Source organism: Flavobacterium reichenbachii, from assembly GCF_002217435.1.
In the GTDB taxonomy this organism is placed as follows: Bacteria; Bacteroidota; Bacteroidia; order Flavobacteriales; family Flavobacteriaceae; genus Flavobacterium; species Flavobacterium reichenbachii.
Genome location: NZ_MUHF01000005.1, coordinates 65,887 through 79,497 on the forward strand (window position 1 = coordinate 65,887; position 13,611 = coordinate 79,497).

Genomic DNA, 13,611 nt, shown 5'->3' on the forward strand with positions numbered 1-13,611 from the left:
TCTAACCAAAAAAATTGCGCAAAGTTCACAGGAACATTTGCGCATTTTTTCATGGGAATACTTTAGAGAGCGAGCGTCTTACCAAATTGTTATTCTGTCTTTCTTAGGCAGAAACATTTTATTTTCGGGTTTTACATTAAATGCTTCGTAAAAAGGTGTCGTATTCATCAGAGGACCATTAACACGCCAGTTTGGCGGAGAATGCGGATTATTGTTAATCCATAAACGCAGGAACTCATCTTTCATTTTTACTCTCCATATTTTAGCTATAGAAATAAAAAAGCGCTGGTCTGGAGTAAAACCATCAATTTTTTCATTCCCTTTTCCTTGCTCAGTCATCTTAAAAGCATCATAGGCAACCGCTATTCCGGCAATATCCGCCGTATTTTCGCCAACTGTCATTGCGCCATTAATGTGCAGGTCGCCTAAAACGGTATAAGTACTGTACAAATTGATTACCTGTTGTATTCTTGACTTAAACTGTGCATAATCCTCTTTTGTCCACCAGTCTTTTAAGTTTCCGTCTTTGTCATATTGCGCACCCTGATCATCAAAAGTATGCGTTATTTCATGACCTATAACCATTCCGATACCTCCATAGTTGAGCGCATCATCTGCATTATTATCAAAATATGGGGGTTGCAAAATACCTGCAGGAAAAACAATTTCATTTGCAGTAGGGTTATTATAAGCCGTAACTGTCGGAACTGTAGTAAACCATTCTGATTTATCGACTGGTTTTCCCAATTTTGCCAATTGAAATTGATAAGCGGCTGCAGAAGCCGAAACCATATTCTCAAAATAAGTATTTCTGGCTATATGTACATTGCTATAGTCTTTCCATTTATCAGGATAGCCTATTTTCTTGGTCATGGCAGCCAATTTTTCTTTCGCTTTTTGTTTTGTACTTTGACTCATCCATTCCAAATTATCAATTCTTTTGGCATAAGCTTTTTGCAGATTATTCACCAGAACTAACATACGTTTTTTAGCATCTTCAGAAAAATATTTCTTTACATACAATTGACCCAATGCTTCGCCTAAGAACGTGTCAAGGACATTAGCCATTTTTTCGCCGCGGGATTTTTGAACCGCCTGACCAGAAAGCACTTTAATATACTCAAATGAAGCATCTACAAAAGGTTTGCTTAAATCATCTGCATATCTTTCCATAGAATTGGCTTTCAGGTAAATTTTCCAATTAGCAATCGGAATGGTTTTTAAAAGCTTATTAAGCGCATCATAATAGGCAGGCTGACCAATATTAACAGAATCGGTCTTAGCGCCTAAAGTGTTTAAAAAAGTATTCCAGTCAATGTTAGGCTGCCTTTTTGCAAGTGCTGTCACAGCCATTTTATTATAATTGGCCTGTACATCACGAAGTTGCACTTTTGTTTTATGCGAAACAGCGAGTTGTTTGTCTATATCGTAAACCAAACCAGCATTCTTTTCAGCCTCCTGGGCATTGCTGCCTGTTTGCTGAAATAGTGCCGCAAGGTATTTTTTGTATGATTTCTGAATACCAAGAGTTGATGAATCTGATTTGAAATAATAATCCCTGTCTGGCAGACCTATACCCGTTTGATAGAGTTGAGCAATGTTCATACTGCTGTTTTTTTCATCGGGTGACACTCCAAAAGCTATAATAGAAGAATTACCTGCTTTTACTTCCTCGACTACAAACTTCATTAACGACGGTAAATCGCTAATGGCGTCAATTCTGGCAAGCAGCGGTTTTATTGGAGTGTAACCGCGTTTGTCAATGGTTACAGTATCCATGCCAGATGCATAAAAGTCTCCTACCTTTTGTGCTGTACTTCCTGCCGCATTCGTGGTTTTCGAAATACTGTCTAATATGCCCTGCAGGCGCATTCGCTGCGGGTAATTCATAAACATATACGCGCCAACTCCGGCTTGCGATGCAGGTATTGCTACAGAATCGTACCATTTGCCATTTACATATTTAAAAAAATCATCGCCGGGCCGTAATGTAGAATCTATTCCGGTAATGGCAATATTTTTTTTTCCTTCATGTTTTGAGCATGCTGTAAAAGCTAAAAAGGAAAGGAATAACATTAATGAATTTTTCATAATCTGAAAGTTTGCTGTTAAAATGAACTAAAAACTGTTGAAAGCAGTTCTTTAAAATCGATATTGCTGATGTTGTAAATTTGGGCAGAACAATATACGAATTAGGTTTTTAATTCTAAAGTTTTTGTAAAGATTACTAGCTTCTAAAAGCCAGCAAACAAAAGCAGTATTTTCAGCTTTATTTTGACCGCCCGTAAACGATTGGGGTTAGTTTTATTGAAAATTGTGATTTAGATTGGGATATTTTATTCTGTTACAGAAACAATCTGATGCTTTTTCTTGATTTTCTCTACTCCCCTTTCTCTAATTAATTCTATTGCATCGAGCATTTTGATTAAATGAATATAAGGCGTCGTCAAGTCTGCGTTAGGATTTTCGGCATTGGGAGACAACGAAAGTTCCAGGATTAGAGATAGAAAAAATTCGAATTGCTGCGGCGTTTTTTCATTAAATGCTTTTTGAAATACAATAAAAGGATTTTCATATTCTTCTTTCGTTAGAGAAGAAAGATGAAATGCTGTTTGAGAGTGCAAAGAAGCTGTAACTTTCCATTTTTTGCTTTTCTGTTGGAGACCATAACAGATTTTGACAAAAGAGCTAAAAGCAGTATAAAACACAAAAGCATCGCTGGGATTGTCTTGTTGATAAACCTCTGTTTTACAGCTGTAAAGCGCCACTTCTGTTAAGTTTTGTTTATAATAATCAAGAGCTGCAAAGTCAAAAAAGGCATCGAGTGCTTTAAACGGATTTCCCACTGCAAAGTCTGCCCAAAATCTAGTTTCTAAGGCTGTTTTATTCTTTTTCATAGTAACGAGATTTAAAAATTAAATGCATTACTTATCACAAATCTTCCAGCTTTTCTAATATCTTGATTCCAATATCGCAAAAAATATTCAAACTTTTCAGATGTATTAAAATCATTAACCGATAATTCTTCTATTCGTTCAACCAATTTAAAATATTGCTCTCGATTTATTTCTTTATTTCTATTATACTGTTCCATCGATTCAGCTCCAAATTGTTGGATATCATTTATTAAAATATTTATCTTTTCCATTTTTATAATTTAAAAATCAAAATTATAACTTAAATCTATCGCTTTATTTTTTTTAATAGATGAATTATTAACAAATTATAAATTCCCTCGATTGTTTCATACTTATAACTATTGAGGTGACTTTGAGAGATAAGTGGCTTTTTTTTAACCTATTTTTATTTTATTTTAATAACTTACTCAAGATAAATAAAATTACTTACTTTCAATCAATTCAATTTTCAAAGATTTTAAAAAAGAAAATCCGGTTTAATATAGAAACAGGCACGGAACGCTATGGTTGCGCATATGAGAGCGATTGAGGTATGAAAGCGGTTGCGAATCAGAAGACATTCAGAGCTTTCTAAAAAGAATTCTTCAGTGAGTGAGAGATCAATTAGAAATATTAAAAAAATCCAAATTATTAAAATCCAAACACTTACAATAATTTAAATCTTCCAAAAAAAAAACTATTTCGATTCTGTTTCCGTATATATAAGCAAAAGCTATTCTCATGGAAACATTACCAATCTTTCTTATAAAAATTCTGCAGATGCTTGCAGACAGATACGGCATGAGTTGTACGCTAGAAGAACTGACAAGTCTGTTAACTATTGTTTTTAATGCTTACACACCAATAGAAGACAGTTTATCTCATGAAAAGAAAAAACAAGCTAAAGTATTAGAAGCTTTAATAATGTTGGATAACGAGGGATATATCTTTTTAAATTCCGATTCTGATGAAAGTATCATAAGTATAAAAGGTTTAATTTTAGTAGATAATAAAGTTATTTACAATTAAGTTAACTTCGTTATCCTCAACAAATCAACAACAACCTGTATTCGCCTTCATTTTCTACTGGTGCTCTATGAATACAAGGCAGCACTTCTTGTTTTGGATGGTCTACCGCCAATCGCCAAAGATGTCCTACTCCTAAATTAATAGGTTTTGCATTTGCATTTACCTGATAATGCAGATCAAAATAATTTTCCTTTAAAAAGTCTTCGAATTCTTCTGCTGGTCCATCATGCAGCTCTTTTAGCTTGGCGCGGATTTCTGGAATCAGGATTTTTTGCTCTGCCTGTGAATTCGAAATAATATCACTTGCCGCTCCGTGATAGGTACATAAAAATGTATCGGTTGCAATGGGCGAACGATCAACATGAAACGAATACACATCTGTCGAGATGAAATCAAACTCATCATCACGTTCATAACACTTCAATAAATTAAGCGATGGTGAAGCGCCAAAATCTGTCAATAATTGTAAATCGTTTAAGATTATATCTCTTGCTATATTCCCCTTTTCCGAGAGTTGGAGCGCGATTAGATCTTCGGGATAAACCTCGGTTATATTTTCTTGTAAAGATAACTTAGCTACAATCTCGTTAAAATCGCCGTCTAAATTTCTATGCCAGCACAGCGCATTCATTTCTCCCTTGAAATTGGTCTGCACCAGATCAGAAAAAGTAGCTGCTATTCCGATTTGGGTGCTGTCAGAAAATATATTGTTCATAATATTGTTTGTGGGAACGGTTTGCAAGACTGCATTTATCCGTGAAGTTTATATACGCGAGCCACATCGGGCTCTGCTTTTACTGCTTTTTATAAATTAGAATTTCATTTACTTTAATCAATTTATCTTTTGCATCCCTGCTAAATTGATTTGATTTTTGAATGATCAGACTACTATCATTAATTTCAATAACATCTAAATTTTCGCATTCCTGAAAAATAGTATCATTCTCAGTAATTATTTTATCAGGTATAAATGATAAAGTCACTCCTACTCTATTTTCATTTTTATTAAGATAGAACTTCCCGCTTGATGGTACTTTAAGATCATCACTACTATATTCTTTACTGTAATTTCCATCCTTCAAAGTAATTTTTGCAGTGTAATTATGATCTTTTAAAATCCAATTTCCTTCGTATTTATTTTCTGTGATTTGATTACAGCTAAAAACAAAAAATAAGAGCGAAAACAATGATAGAATAACTAAAATATTTAAATTAATTGCATGTCTTTTCTTTATCATATCAACTCGGGTTGTATTGCTTTTTGAATTTGTAATATTCATATAATTTTAACCTGCCGCATTAAGCTCTTTTATAAACTTTTCTAATAATTTTCAGTTTTTTTAAAGCCTTTCAGTTTCATTTTTCCTTTATAAAAATAATAAAATATTTGGTTTATCAATAACAGCAAATTGATCTTTTACTTAAATTTTACGCGATCTAATTAATTGATAAATAAAAACAAGTACGTACATAACAAAAAAAAGATCAAACATTTATTGCTTGATCTTTTTATTCCTTTTAGGATGATTCTTATCTATATAAGGGTATTCTATTGATAAAATCTAGTGGTTGTCAAATTCTTTGCGATTGTAAAAAGTATCGTCTTCACTATCATATCCAACATTAGAATTATTTTCAGGGTAATATCCATTCATTACTCTTCTTTCATAATTTCTGTCAAAATTGTGCTGACGGCTGTATCGGCTGGTGTTTCTAAAGGTATCATAACCAATATTGTTGGCCATTACAATTTTGGTGTCTTTATTAATGGACACAGAGCCAATCGGAATAATAATATGACTGTCTCCATCTTTGTACATAAACTCTTTTCCGTTATCGTTTGCCAGAGCGTCGTGCACTTCATTATGACTGTCATCTATTAATGCTTTGTCTACATTTACATCAAGGTAAACCACACGCTGCATGTCTTTATTAACCCAAAGATTGTCTACTTTACCTATTGTACGGTTGTCAGAGTCTACTATTTTCCATCCTCTTACATCAGAATAATTTGAAGCGATCTTATAATCAGAAAGTTCGTCCAGTCTGTATAAATTTCTATCTTTATTTTCCATAATTTTTTTTATTAGTATAAATTCATTTTTCAGCAAAGCTTAAATATAGCTTAGCTGTTACTTTGCTCTCCTTTTATTGTGAAATCTAAATATCTCCAATTATGTGTCGAGCATTGTAGGTACTTATTATTTATAAATTTCTATAATTTAGAAAGAGGCATTTTTATTACTGCCTGCTTTTTAATTAAGGTGCTATAGTATCTGTACTTGCAGCGTTTTCGGTTTCTATAACGCTGTTTGTTGTAACGTCATTATTTCTAAAAAATACGAAGTACACAAGAGCTGCTATTAGTAGTACTGCTACAATCCATGGCCATATTGGCTTCTTTTTTTCAATTTTGATCTCTGCCATAACTATTTTTTTAATTACAAATTAGTTTAATTAAATACTAAGGTACAATCGATTAAGACCAAAAAAAGTATTTAATTTCATCAAGAAGTTATACAATTCCCAGTATGCTTAAAATGAAAATTCGACAATATCTGCGAAAAATTATGTAAGACAACCCGTAAGAAATATCATAGTTTTAATCAAGTTAAATGAACAATCTTTAAATTAATTATTATGACATTTCAAAACTATTTTTATCAGCCGGAACACTCTACAGAAAATACAATTTCTTACGAAGAACAATTACTTTTACATCACGATGACTATCTCGAAGATGGTTTTGCAAACAAATTAGAGCCTCATCCGCTTTATACTATTGAGCTTGGAGATTTAGGATTTTAAAAGCACGAGAAAAGCAAGTTTGCTCGATAGAGTCATCAAAACTTCACTTAATTAGCACAAGGAAGCTGCAAGACATTTGCATTTAGAGGCTGCTCTATTTTTCTTTCTAATTTATTCTGATTGAGTGTAATATAAATTTCCATAGAACCAGTCCCCACTTTTAGTGCGAGGATATGTCCGCCGTAAGCATCAAACTTATCATCTGTTGCAATACCATGAATATGCAGTGACGGCTTACCTTCGCTCCAGGCGATAGAACCTGTCAGACTGCCCATTTCTACTTTATTGAAGGTCTTTGGATTAAAGCTCTTTTGATTAAAATCATAAAAGCCAAAAGTTACTTCTTGTGCGAAACCTATTCCGGTAAAATTTGCAGAAGGAATCTGCTGTTCTTTTACCAGATTTTCGATTAAAGCCAAAACATTATCGCCTTCCCGCAGTACCATTAAATAACCACTAGTAGTTTTGGTGTAACGGCATTTCTCGCTGTTGTCTTTTTGCTGTGCTTTTACTGCAGTTACTGCCAGAAAAAGCATTCCTGCTGCTATTATTTTTTTTGATGCTAAAAACATATAATTGAGTTTTAATTATTTTTAATTTCTTATAAAATTTCAAGATTATAAAAGCTGATCAAAATGAATTGGCAAATTATGTATACGTTTTCCTGTGGCGTGAAAAATTGCGTTTGCAATTGCCGGAGGCATTCCTACAATCCCGATTTCGCCTACTCCTTTTACACCCAGATCATTGACAAAATCGTCATTTTCTTCTACAAAAATCACATCTAATTCGTGAATATCAGCGTGAACCGGAATATGATATTCGGCTAGATTAGCATTCATGTATTTGCCGAATTGATCATCAAGAATTGTCTCTTCGTGCAGCGTTTTGCTGATTCCCCAAATCATTCCTCCCAGAATCTGGCTTTCGGCAGTTTTCGGATTAATAATTTTTCCTGCTGCAACGGCTGTTACGGCTCTTTTTACCTCAATAATTCCCAATTCTTCGTCTACTTCAACTTCAACAAAAACAGCACTATGCACTGCTCTGGCTTTTTTTCCATATACAAGAGGATTCGGCATGGCTGCATTTGTGGTTTTTATTTCTTTTCCTTCATTAAAAGTAAAAATCTCATCAATGCTAATTTTAACTTCAGCATTCTCTTTTAAAAATATAAAGCCTTCGCTAAAAACTACATCTTCAAATTTCGCATCACTTAAAACCGAACTTCTTAAGTTTTTGGCTTTCCTGAATAATTTTTCCTTTAATGCTTTGCACGAAGCTTTAACTGCAGGCCCAACAGTTGCGGTAGTAAAAGAACCGCCTTGTATAGGTGCAAACGGCATTGCACTATCTGCATATGAAAATGTAATATCTTCTAATGGGATTCCTAATTCATCTGATGCAATCTGCGTCATGATGGTTAAAGTTCCCGTTCCGATATCGGTTACGGCACTTTTAAGTTCCACTTTTCCATCGCTTGTCATAATAGCCTGAACTCGTGCCAAAAGTCGGTTGGCATCCCAAATTCCAGTTGCCATTCCGTAGCCAATCAGTTTATTACCGCGTTTCATATTTCGGGGTTCTGGATTTCTGTTTTTCCATCCAAATTTTTCAGCACCCTGCAGGTAACAATTTCTAAGTTCCTTGCTGGAATATTCTTTATCTGAACTTTTATCTTTTTCTGAATAATTGATCAAGCGCAATTCAAGCGGATCAATATTTAATTGGTACGCAAGATCGTCCATTGTGATTTCAATGGCATGAATACCTGTGCTTCCGCCAGGTGCGCGCATGTCCAGCGGAGAATAAACATCTAACGGAACAAGTTTGTGTTCCAGCAAAGTATTTTCTGCAGGATACAGCATATTGGACCAGTTTACTACATTTTCGACATAGTCTTCAAATTGCGAAGTTTCTGCAATTGCTTCATGATAAATGGCATTTACTTTTCCGTTTTCATCAGCACCAAATTTGGTAAATTGTAACGTTGGCGGTCTATGTCCAAAAGTAAACATTTGCGATCGGTCTAAGGTAACGCGTACATTTCGTTTTAGCTTGAACGATGCCATAACAGCCATAAAAAGCTGGTATTGCGGCCGAAGTCCTGAACCAAAAGCACCGCCAACATAAGGCGCAATTACCTGAACATTTTTCATTTTTAAACCAAAAACATTGGCAACATACATTTGAGAATTAATGGTTCCTTGTGTTTTATCGTAAATTTTTAATTTGTTTTTACCTTCATAAACAACCGTCGTAGCAAACATTTCCATCGGATTATGATGTTCTGTTCCGTGTTTAAATTCGCCGGAACTTTGAACAAAAGAATTCCTATAAGCTTCTTCAAAATTCCCAGTTGGTTTTGCCGGAGGCGGTTTAAGCATAGACGCAAGCCCTTTTTTAGGTTCTCTGGCTTTCTCTAGATTAGATTCCAGATCTGTTTCAAATTCTTTTTCTGCGTAAGCTGTTTTAATTAAGGTTGCTGCATATCTCGCCATTTCAAAAGTTGTGGCAACAACAAGTGCAATGGGCTGACCGTTGTATTTAATTTCATTATCTTTTAATGGTTTAAAAACAGTTCCAGGCGGTGCATCCATATCTGCATATTGAAAATCAAACCACGCTGTTGAAGGTCTGTTTTCGTGCGTAAAAACTTCAATCACGCCTTCTAAAGCTTTGGCGCCTGCGGTGTCAATTATTTTAATTCTACCTTTAGTAATCGTACTGTTTACCACATAACCGTATAATAAGTCGGGTACGTCATATTCACCAGCGTATTTGGCACTTCCGGTTACTTTAAAATGTCCTTCCAGACGGCTTATTGGTTTTCCTATAGAGGGTAGTTTTGTCATTTCTTCTTAATTTAATTGAATTGTATTTATAATGACGGTTTTGCACCAGGACGCTGTGATTCAGGATTTAATGCCATAAGACAATTTCGAACAATCGCTCTTTTTGCAAGTTCAATTTTAAACGAATTATGTTCGTAACCTTTAGCATCTTTTAAAATTATCGCTGCCGCTTCAGAAAAATTTATTCGGGTTGGTTCCTTGGCTTTTAGAAAATCTTCGGCTTCTGTACTTCTCCAGGGCTTGTGAGCAACTCCGCCCAATGCAATTCGGGCTTCTTTGATAATTCCGTTTTCAATATCTAATCCAGTGGCAACAGAAACGAGTGCAAACGAATAAGAACTTCTGTCTCTGAGTTTTAAATACGAATAGTTTTTTTCAAATCCTTTTGCAGGAAGATCAATGCTGGTAATTATTTCACCGTGTTTGAGATTATTATCAATGTGTGGAGTATCTCCTGAAAGTCTGTGAAATTCGGCGAAAGCCAAAACTCTTTCTCCCTCTGGCCCTTTAATATTTACTGCTGCATTTAAAGCGGCCAATGCCACACACATATCCGACGGGAAAACCGCAATACAGTTTTCACTTTGTCCTAAAATCGCATGAATTCGGTTGTAACCCGTAATTGCAGCACATCCAGAACCGGGATCGCGCTTATTACAAGGCGTCGTAATATCATAAAAATAATAACATCTGGTACGCTGCATTAAGTTACCGCCATTGGTCGCCATGTTTCTTATTTGAGCAGAAGCACCAGCCAAAATTGCTTTAGACAATAATGGATAACGCTCTTCTATAATAGGATCATAAGCCATATCGGCATTGGTATGAAGTGCGCCAATTCTAACGCCTCCAGTTTCAAGCCGAATGATGGAATTATTTTCCGCAATCGGATTTATATCTACGAGTTTATCAGCTTTGGTTATAAAATATTTTAGAAGATCATTTAGGTTAGTGCCTCCTGCTACTATTTTATTTCGGATATCACCATCAATTTGCGAAATTGCCTGATCTGTAGTTGAAACTTTAGTGTAAGAGAAATTATTCATGATAATCTCCTTTCACTTCCATTATGGCGTTTATAATACCTTTACTGGCACCGCATCTGCATAGATTACCGCTCATTAATTCCTGAACATCTTCTCTGGTTTTTGCTTTTGCTTCGTTTAACATTCCAATCGCACTGCAAATTTGTCCCGGAGTACAATAACCGCACTGAAAAGCATCGTGCTCTATAAAAGCCTGCTGAAGCGGATGTAGTTTTTCGCCATTTGCAATTCCTTCGATCGTAGTGATCTCAGAGCCGTTTTTCATAACTCCGAGTGTTAGGCAGCTTAATATTCTTTTACCATCGACAATAATAGTACAAGCGCCGCATTGCCCATGATCACAACCTTTCTTGGTTCCTGTGAGTTTAATTTCATCCCTTAGCACATCTAATAATGAAACCCAGGGCAAAAGTTCTAAATTGTATGCTGCTTCATTTACGATGAGAGATGTTGAGTGCGTTGCTTCTGTTTTCATATCAGATGATTTTTAAAGTATAAGGAAATTAATTTAACACGAACCAAAAGTTGCTTACTCAGACGTTGGCAACCTCATGAATAAACAACTCTAAATTAGTTACTGGCAGTAAATAATACTTACATCATTAGTAAACGTATGTTATAGAATTAAACGGAGAGAATGACTTTACATGTGCGAATATTCTAATCCTAAAAATGTATGAAAGAGATTGGTATTGATTTTATGCAGATGTATTGTGCTGCCAACAAAAGATAAATCTTCAATGCTGATAATTATATAAGGCGGGTTTCCAATTCTGTAAGTCAAAGTGCTGTTTTACCTGTAATTTTAAAATTCAAAAAGACACCGCTTCAGGTAAGCGGAGGCTCGAAAACACCTATGAAAAGACCGGGACAACCAGTAGAACTTGCAGCTAATGATGCCAGCTGCGCCACAAGACAAATCTATGGAGCCAGCGTCGGCGAAGGGAATCCATAAACAGAAATGACCCAATATTTAAGTAAATCGTATAATATATTAAAAGTAAATAAATGAGTTCTGAAAATCCTGAAATCCTTAATTTAAAACAGCTCAAACAAACCAGAAAAGATCAATATGCTTTTGGTCGTTCACTCAGAAAAAATTGCTCCAGGGCATCACATGGAAAATTTCAGGTTACGGAACGAAACGTTGCAGAACTGCACATAGAACGAACGAGAGGGCGTATTGAAGAGTTATTGCCGATAAGATATCAACGTATTTTAGAATCGCCATTTACACACTATCGCGGTGCCGCTGGAATTATGGCTGCTGATCTCGGTGTGCAGAAATCTACTGCACTTCAAATACAGATATGCGGGGATTGTCATTTGATGAATTTCGGCGGATTTGCTACGCCGGAACGAAACATTATTTTTGATATAAACGATTTTGATGAAACAGCCGTTGCTCCTTGGGAATGGGATCTAAAACGTCTGGCAGCTAGTTTTACAATTGCCGCCAGACATAAGGGTTTTTCTAAAGCGAAATCTAAAAAAATAGCTGAAATAGTTGTTTCCAGCTATGCTAAAAATATGAGAAAGTATGCAGAAATGTCTGCCCTTCAGGTTTGGTATGAAGACATTCGTTTTGAGGATATGATTAAATCCGGCAACGACACACTCTCTAAAAAACTAGACCAAAAACGGCTTGAAAAAGCTTCTGAGCGAACTCCGCATGAAAAAGAGTTTGAAAAAATGACTGAGATAAAAGACGGCAAAGTAATTATTCTAGACCATCCTCCGCTTATTTATCATTTGGAAGACAGCAAACAAGAAGCGTTTTTAAATCGTGCTGAAAATGCATTTCTTCGATACAAAGAAACCCTTCCCGACGACCGTAAGGTATTATTGGAAAATTATAAAATTCAAGACGTTGCTGTAAAAGTTGTCGGAGTAGGAAGTGTCGGTACATGGTGTGGAGTCATTTTGTTATTATCGGATTCAGGAGATCCGCTGTTCTTGCAGTTTAAGGAAGCTTATGAAAGTGTACTTACACCATTTACAGGCAAAAGTGAATACGAGCACCACGGTCAGCGAGTAGTGAACGGTCAGCGCCTAATGCAGTCTGCTTCTGATATTTTCTTAGGCTGGACATCTGATAATAGCGGCAGAAACTATTATGTAAGACAAATGCGGGATGCAAAAATAAAACCTGTAATAGAAACTATGAACTTCAAAAATCTTGTACACTATGCCAGTTCCTGCGGATGGGCACTTGCGCAAGCTCATGCCAGAACAGGTAAAGCAGCGGCAATAGCGGGTTATATTGGTAAAAGTGACAAATTTAAAAAAGCAATCAGCCGTTTTTCTGTTGCTTACACCAAGCAAAACAAGAAGGATTATTATGCATTGCTAACTGCAGTCGAAAAAGGAATTATAAAATTGGAGTAATAAGTTGAAGATACCTTCAACTAAAGATCCTCATCTATTTGTAATTTAAAGGTTGACATCATCTTATTATTTCTGATTTTTTGCAGAATGTAAATTTAACAATTCCTCTCCAAAATTGTATAAAATCTCCTGTAACAGAAACTGTACTTTTAATTAAGCTTAATTGAAAAATTAAAAACTAACAAGCTATTAATTAGAAACTGATTATATGAATTACGAAAACTACATTTATACGTCTGAGCAATCTTCAGGCGATATGACATACTATGAAGAAGAGCTCTTATTAAATTACGATGATTATCTGGACAGCGATCTAGAAGATGAATTGACAGCAAGCAATCATTATAACTTAGAACTTGGAGAACTGGAAGAAGATCTTGAGGATGATTTCGATTCGGAATACGACGAAAATGACTGGGAAGAATTAGAATCTGAGCCCGAAAGTGATAAAAATGAAGGAGAATCCGGAACTTTTATAATGAGGAGCTAATACTGCATTAACAAATATTAAAGCAGATGAAATAAACATGTGCACACTACTAAATAAGTATTATAAAAAAAAACGTCCAATTCTGAGAATTGGACGTT

15 protein-coding genes are annotated in these 13,611 nt (G+C 35.3%); 4 read left to right on the top strand and 11 right to left on the bottom strand.

The genetic code is table 11. From position 1 onward, the window contains the following. Window positions 1-78: 78 nt before the first annotated feature. The 3 genes from B0A68_RS05575 to B0A68_RS05585 all read right to left on the bottom strand — a co-directional run bounded on the left by B0A68_RS05575 (window position 79) and on the right by B0A68_RS05585 (window position 3,148). On the bottom strand, window positions 79-2,091 hold the full coding sequence (locus B0A68_RS05575) for a M13 family metallopeptidase (protein WP_035689607.1): 2,013 nt from the start codon (window positions 2,089-2,091) through the stop codon (window positions 79-81). Between the two features lie 245 nt (window positions 2,092-2,336). Beyond that, on the bottom strand, window positions 2,337-2,897 hold the full coding sequence (locus B0A68_RS05580; RefSeq protein ID WP_035689608.1) for a hypothetical protein: 561 nt from the start codon (window positions 2,895-2,897) through the stop codon (window positions 2,337-2,339). Between the two features lie 11 nt (window positions 2,898-2,908). Further along, complete coding sequence (locus tag B0A68_RS05585; RefSeq protein ID WP_035689609.1) at window positions 2,909-3,148, bottom strand: hypothetical protein; 240 nt, start codon at window positions 3,146-3,148, stop codon at window positions 2,909-2,911. 490 nt (window positions 3,149-3,638) lie between these two features. Between B0A68_RS05585 and B0A68_RS05590 the strand changes: the two genes are divergently transcribed. Continuing rightward, the gene (locus tag B0A68_RS05590) at window positions 3,639-3,926 is read left to right on the top strand and encodes a hypothetical protein (protein ID WP_035689610.1); all 288 of its coding nucleotides are present in this window, start codon (window positions 3,639-3,641) and stop codon (window positions 3,924-3,926) included. Window positions 3,927-3,942: 16 nt separating this feature from the next. Here B0A68_RS05590 and B0A68_RS05595 read toward each other — a convergent pair whose 3' ends face one another. The 4 genes from B0A68_RS05595 to B0A68_RS24420 all read right to left on the bottom strand — a co-directional run bounded on the left by B0A68_RS05595 (window position 3,943) and on the right by B0A68_RS24420 (window position 6,353). Continuing rightward, window positions 3,943-4,641, bottom strand: coding sequence for a DUF1826 domain-containing protein (locus B0A68_RS05595; RefSeq protein ID WP_035689611.1), 699 nt, complete (start codon window positions 4,639-4,641; stop codon window positions 3,943-3,945). A gap of 79 nt (window positions 4,642-4,720) precedes the next feature. Further along, window positions 4,721-5,206, bottom strand: coding sequence for a hypothetical protein (locus tag B0A68_RS05600; RefSeq protein WP_035689612.1), 486 nt, complete (start codon window positions 5,204-5,206; stop codon window positions 4,721-4,723). A gap of 282 nt (window positions 5,207-5,488) precedes the next feature. Next, complete coding sequence (locus B0A68_RS05605; RefSeq protein ID WP_035689613.1) at window positions 5,489-6,001, bottom strand: PRC-barrel domain-containing protein; 513 nt, start codon at window positions 5,999-6,001, stop codon at window positions 5,489-5,491. Window positions 6,002-6,185: 184 nt separating this feature from the next. Beyond that, window positions 6,186-6,353: a hypothetical protein gene (locus B0A68_RS24420; RefSeq protein ID WP_165571365.1), complete on the bottom strand. Its 168-nt coding sequence runs from the start codon at window positions 6,351-6,353 to the stop codon at window positions 6,186-6,188. A gap of 213 nt (window positions 6,354-6,566) precedes the next feature. On the opposite strand from B0A68_RS24420, the gene B0A68_RS24425 reads away from it, so the two are divergent. After that, window positions 6,567-6,734, top strand: a complete 168-nt coding sequence (locus B0A68_RS24425) for a hypothetical protein (protein ID WP_165571366.1) — start codon at window positions 6,567-6,569, stop codon at window positions 6,732-6,734. 47 nt (window positions 6,735-6,781) lie between these two features. Here the strand turns inward: B0A68_RS24425 and B0A68_RS05610 are convergent, their stop codons facing one another. From B0A68_RS05610 to B0A68_RS05625, 4 genes are read right to left on the bottom strand one after another with little or no spacing between them, the layout of a single operon-like run. After that, on the bottom strand, window positions 6,782-7,306 hold the full coding sequence (locus tag B0A68_RS05610; protein ID WP_035689614.1) for a PPC domain-containing DNA-binding protein: 525 nt from the start codon (window positions 7,304-7,306) through the stop codon (window positions 6,782-6,784). A 45-nt stretch (window positions 7,307-7,351) separates the two neighbouring features. Continuing rightward, window positions 7,352-9,589, bottom strand: a complete 2,238-nt coding sequence (locus tag B0A68_RS05615) for a xanthine dehydrogenase family protein molybdopterin-binding subunit (protein WP_035689615.1) — start codon at window positions 9,587-9,589, stop codon at window positions 7,352-7,354. A 26-nt stretch (window positions 9,590-9,615) separates the two neighbouring features. Continuing rightward, window positions 9,616-10,635, bottom strand: a complete 1,020-nt coding sequence (locus B0A68_RS05620; protein WP_035689616.1) for an FAD binding domain-containing protein — start codon at window positions 10,633-10,635, stop codon at window positions 9,616-9,618. Further along, a complete protein-coding gene (locus B0A68_RS05625; RefSeq protein WP_035689617.1) occupies window positions 10,628-11,110 on the bottom strand; it encodes a (2Fe-2S)-binding protein in 483 nt (160 codons plus the stop codon). The genes B0A68_RS05620 and B0A68_RS05625 overlap by 8 nt, the downstream gene beginning before the upstream one ends. A 533-nt stretch (window positions 11,111-11,643) precedes the next feature. On the opposite strand from B0A68_RS05625, the gene B0A68_RS05635 reads away from it, so the two are divergent. Both B0A68_RS05635 and B0A68_RS05640 read left to right on the top strand, forming a co-directional pair. Beyond that, on the top strand, window positions 11,644-13,023 hold the full coding sequence (locus B0A68_RS05635) for a DUF2252 domain-containing protein (RefSeq protein ID WP_035689619.1): 1,380 nt from the start codon (window positions 11,644-11,646) through the stop codon (window positions 13,021-13,023). A 208-nt stretch (window positions 13,024-13,231) separates the two neighbouring features. Continuing rightward, window positions 13,232-13,513 (top strand): hypothetical protein, encoded by a 282-nt coding sequence (locus B0A68_RS05640; protein WP_035689620.1) that lies wholly within the window; start codon window positions 13,232-13,234, stop codon window positions 13,511-13,513. Window positions 13,514-13,611: the final 98 nt, after the last annotated feature.

What these genes read in the sequence shown, in the direction of transcription:
- B0A68_RS05575 (WP_035689607.1), bottom strand. Translation starts at nt 2,091, where the DNA reads ATGAAAAATTCATTAATGTTATTCCTTTCCTTTTTAGCTTTTACAGCA.
- B0A68_RS05580 (WP_035689608.1), bottom strand. Translation starts at nt 2,897, where the DNA reads ATGAAAAAGAATAAAACAGCCTTAGAAACTAGATTTTGGGCAGACTTT.
- B0A68_RS05585 (WP_035689609.1), bottom strand. Translation starts at nt 3,148, where the DNA reads ATGGAAAAGATAAATATTTTAATAAATGATATCCAACAATTTGGAGCT.
- B0A68_RS05590 (WP_035689610.1), top strand. Translation starts at nt 3,639, where the DNA reads ATGGAAACATTACCAATCTTTCTTATAAAAATTCTGCAGATGCTTGCA.
- B0A68_RS05595 (WP_035689611.1), bottom strand. Translation starts at nt 4,641, where the DNA reads ATGAACAATATATTTTCTGACAGCACCCAAATCGGAATAGCAGCTACT.
- B0A68_RS05600 (WP_035689612.1), bottom strand. Translation starts at nt 5,206, where the DNA reads ATGAATATTACAAATTCAAAAAGCAATACAACCCGAGTTGATATGATA.
- B0A68_RS05605 (WP_035689613.1), bottom strand. Translation starts at nt 6,001, where the DNA reads ATGGAAAATAAAGATAGAAATTTATACAGACTGGACGAACTTTCTGAT.
- B0A68_RS24420 (WP_165571365.1), bottom strand. Translation starts at nt 6,353, where the DNA reads ATGGCAGAGATCAAAATTGAAAAAAAGAAGCCAATATGGCCATGGATT.
- B0A68_RS24425 (WP_165571366.1), top strand. Translation starts at nt 6,567, where the DNA reads ATGACATTTCAAAACTATTTTTATCAGCCGGAACACTCTACAGAAAAT.
- B0A68_RS05610 (WP_035689614.1), bottom strand. Translation starts at nt 7,306, where the DNA reads ATGTTTTTAGCATCAAAAAAAATAATAGCAGCAGGAATGCTTTTTCTG.
- B0A68_RS05615 (WP_035689615.1), bottom strand. Translation starts at nt 9,589, where the DNA reads ATGACAAAACTACCCTCTATAGGAAAACCAATAAGCCGTCTGGAAGGA.
- B0A68_RS05620 (WP_035689616.1), bottom strand. Translation starts at nt 10,635, where the DNA reads ATGAATAATTTCTCTTACACTAAAGTTTCAACTACAGATCAGGCAATT.
- B0A68_RS05625 (WP_035689617.1), bottom strand. Translation starts at nt 11,110, where the DNA reads ATGAAAACAGAAGCAACGCACTCAACATCTCTCATCGTAAATGAAGCA.
- B0A68_RS05635 (WP_035689619.1), top strand. Translation starts at nt 11,644, where the DNA reads ATGAGTTCTGAAAATCCTGAAATCCTTAATTTAAAACAGCTCAAACAA.
- B0A68_RS05640 (WP_035689620.1), top strand. Translation starts at nt 13,232, where the DNA reads ATGAATTACGAAAACTACATTTATACGTCTGAGCAATCTTCAGGCGAT.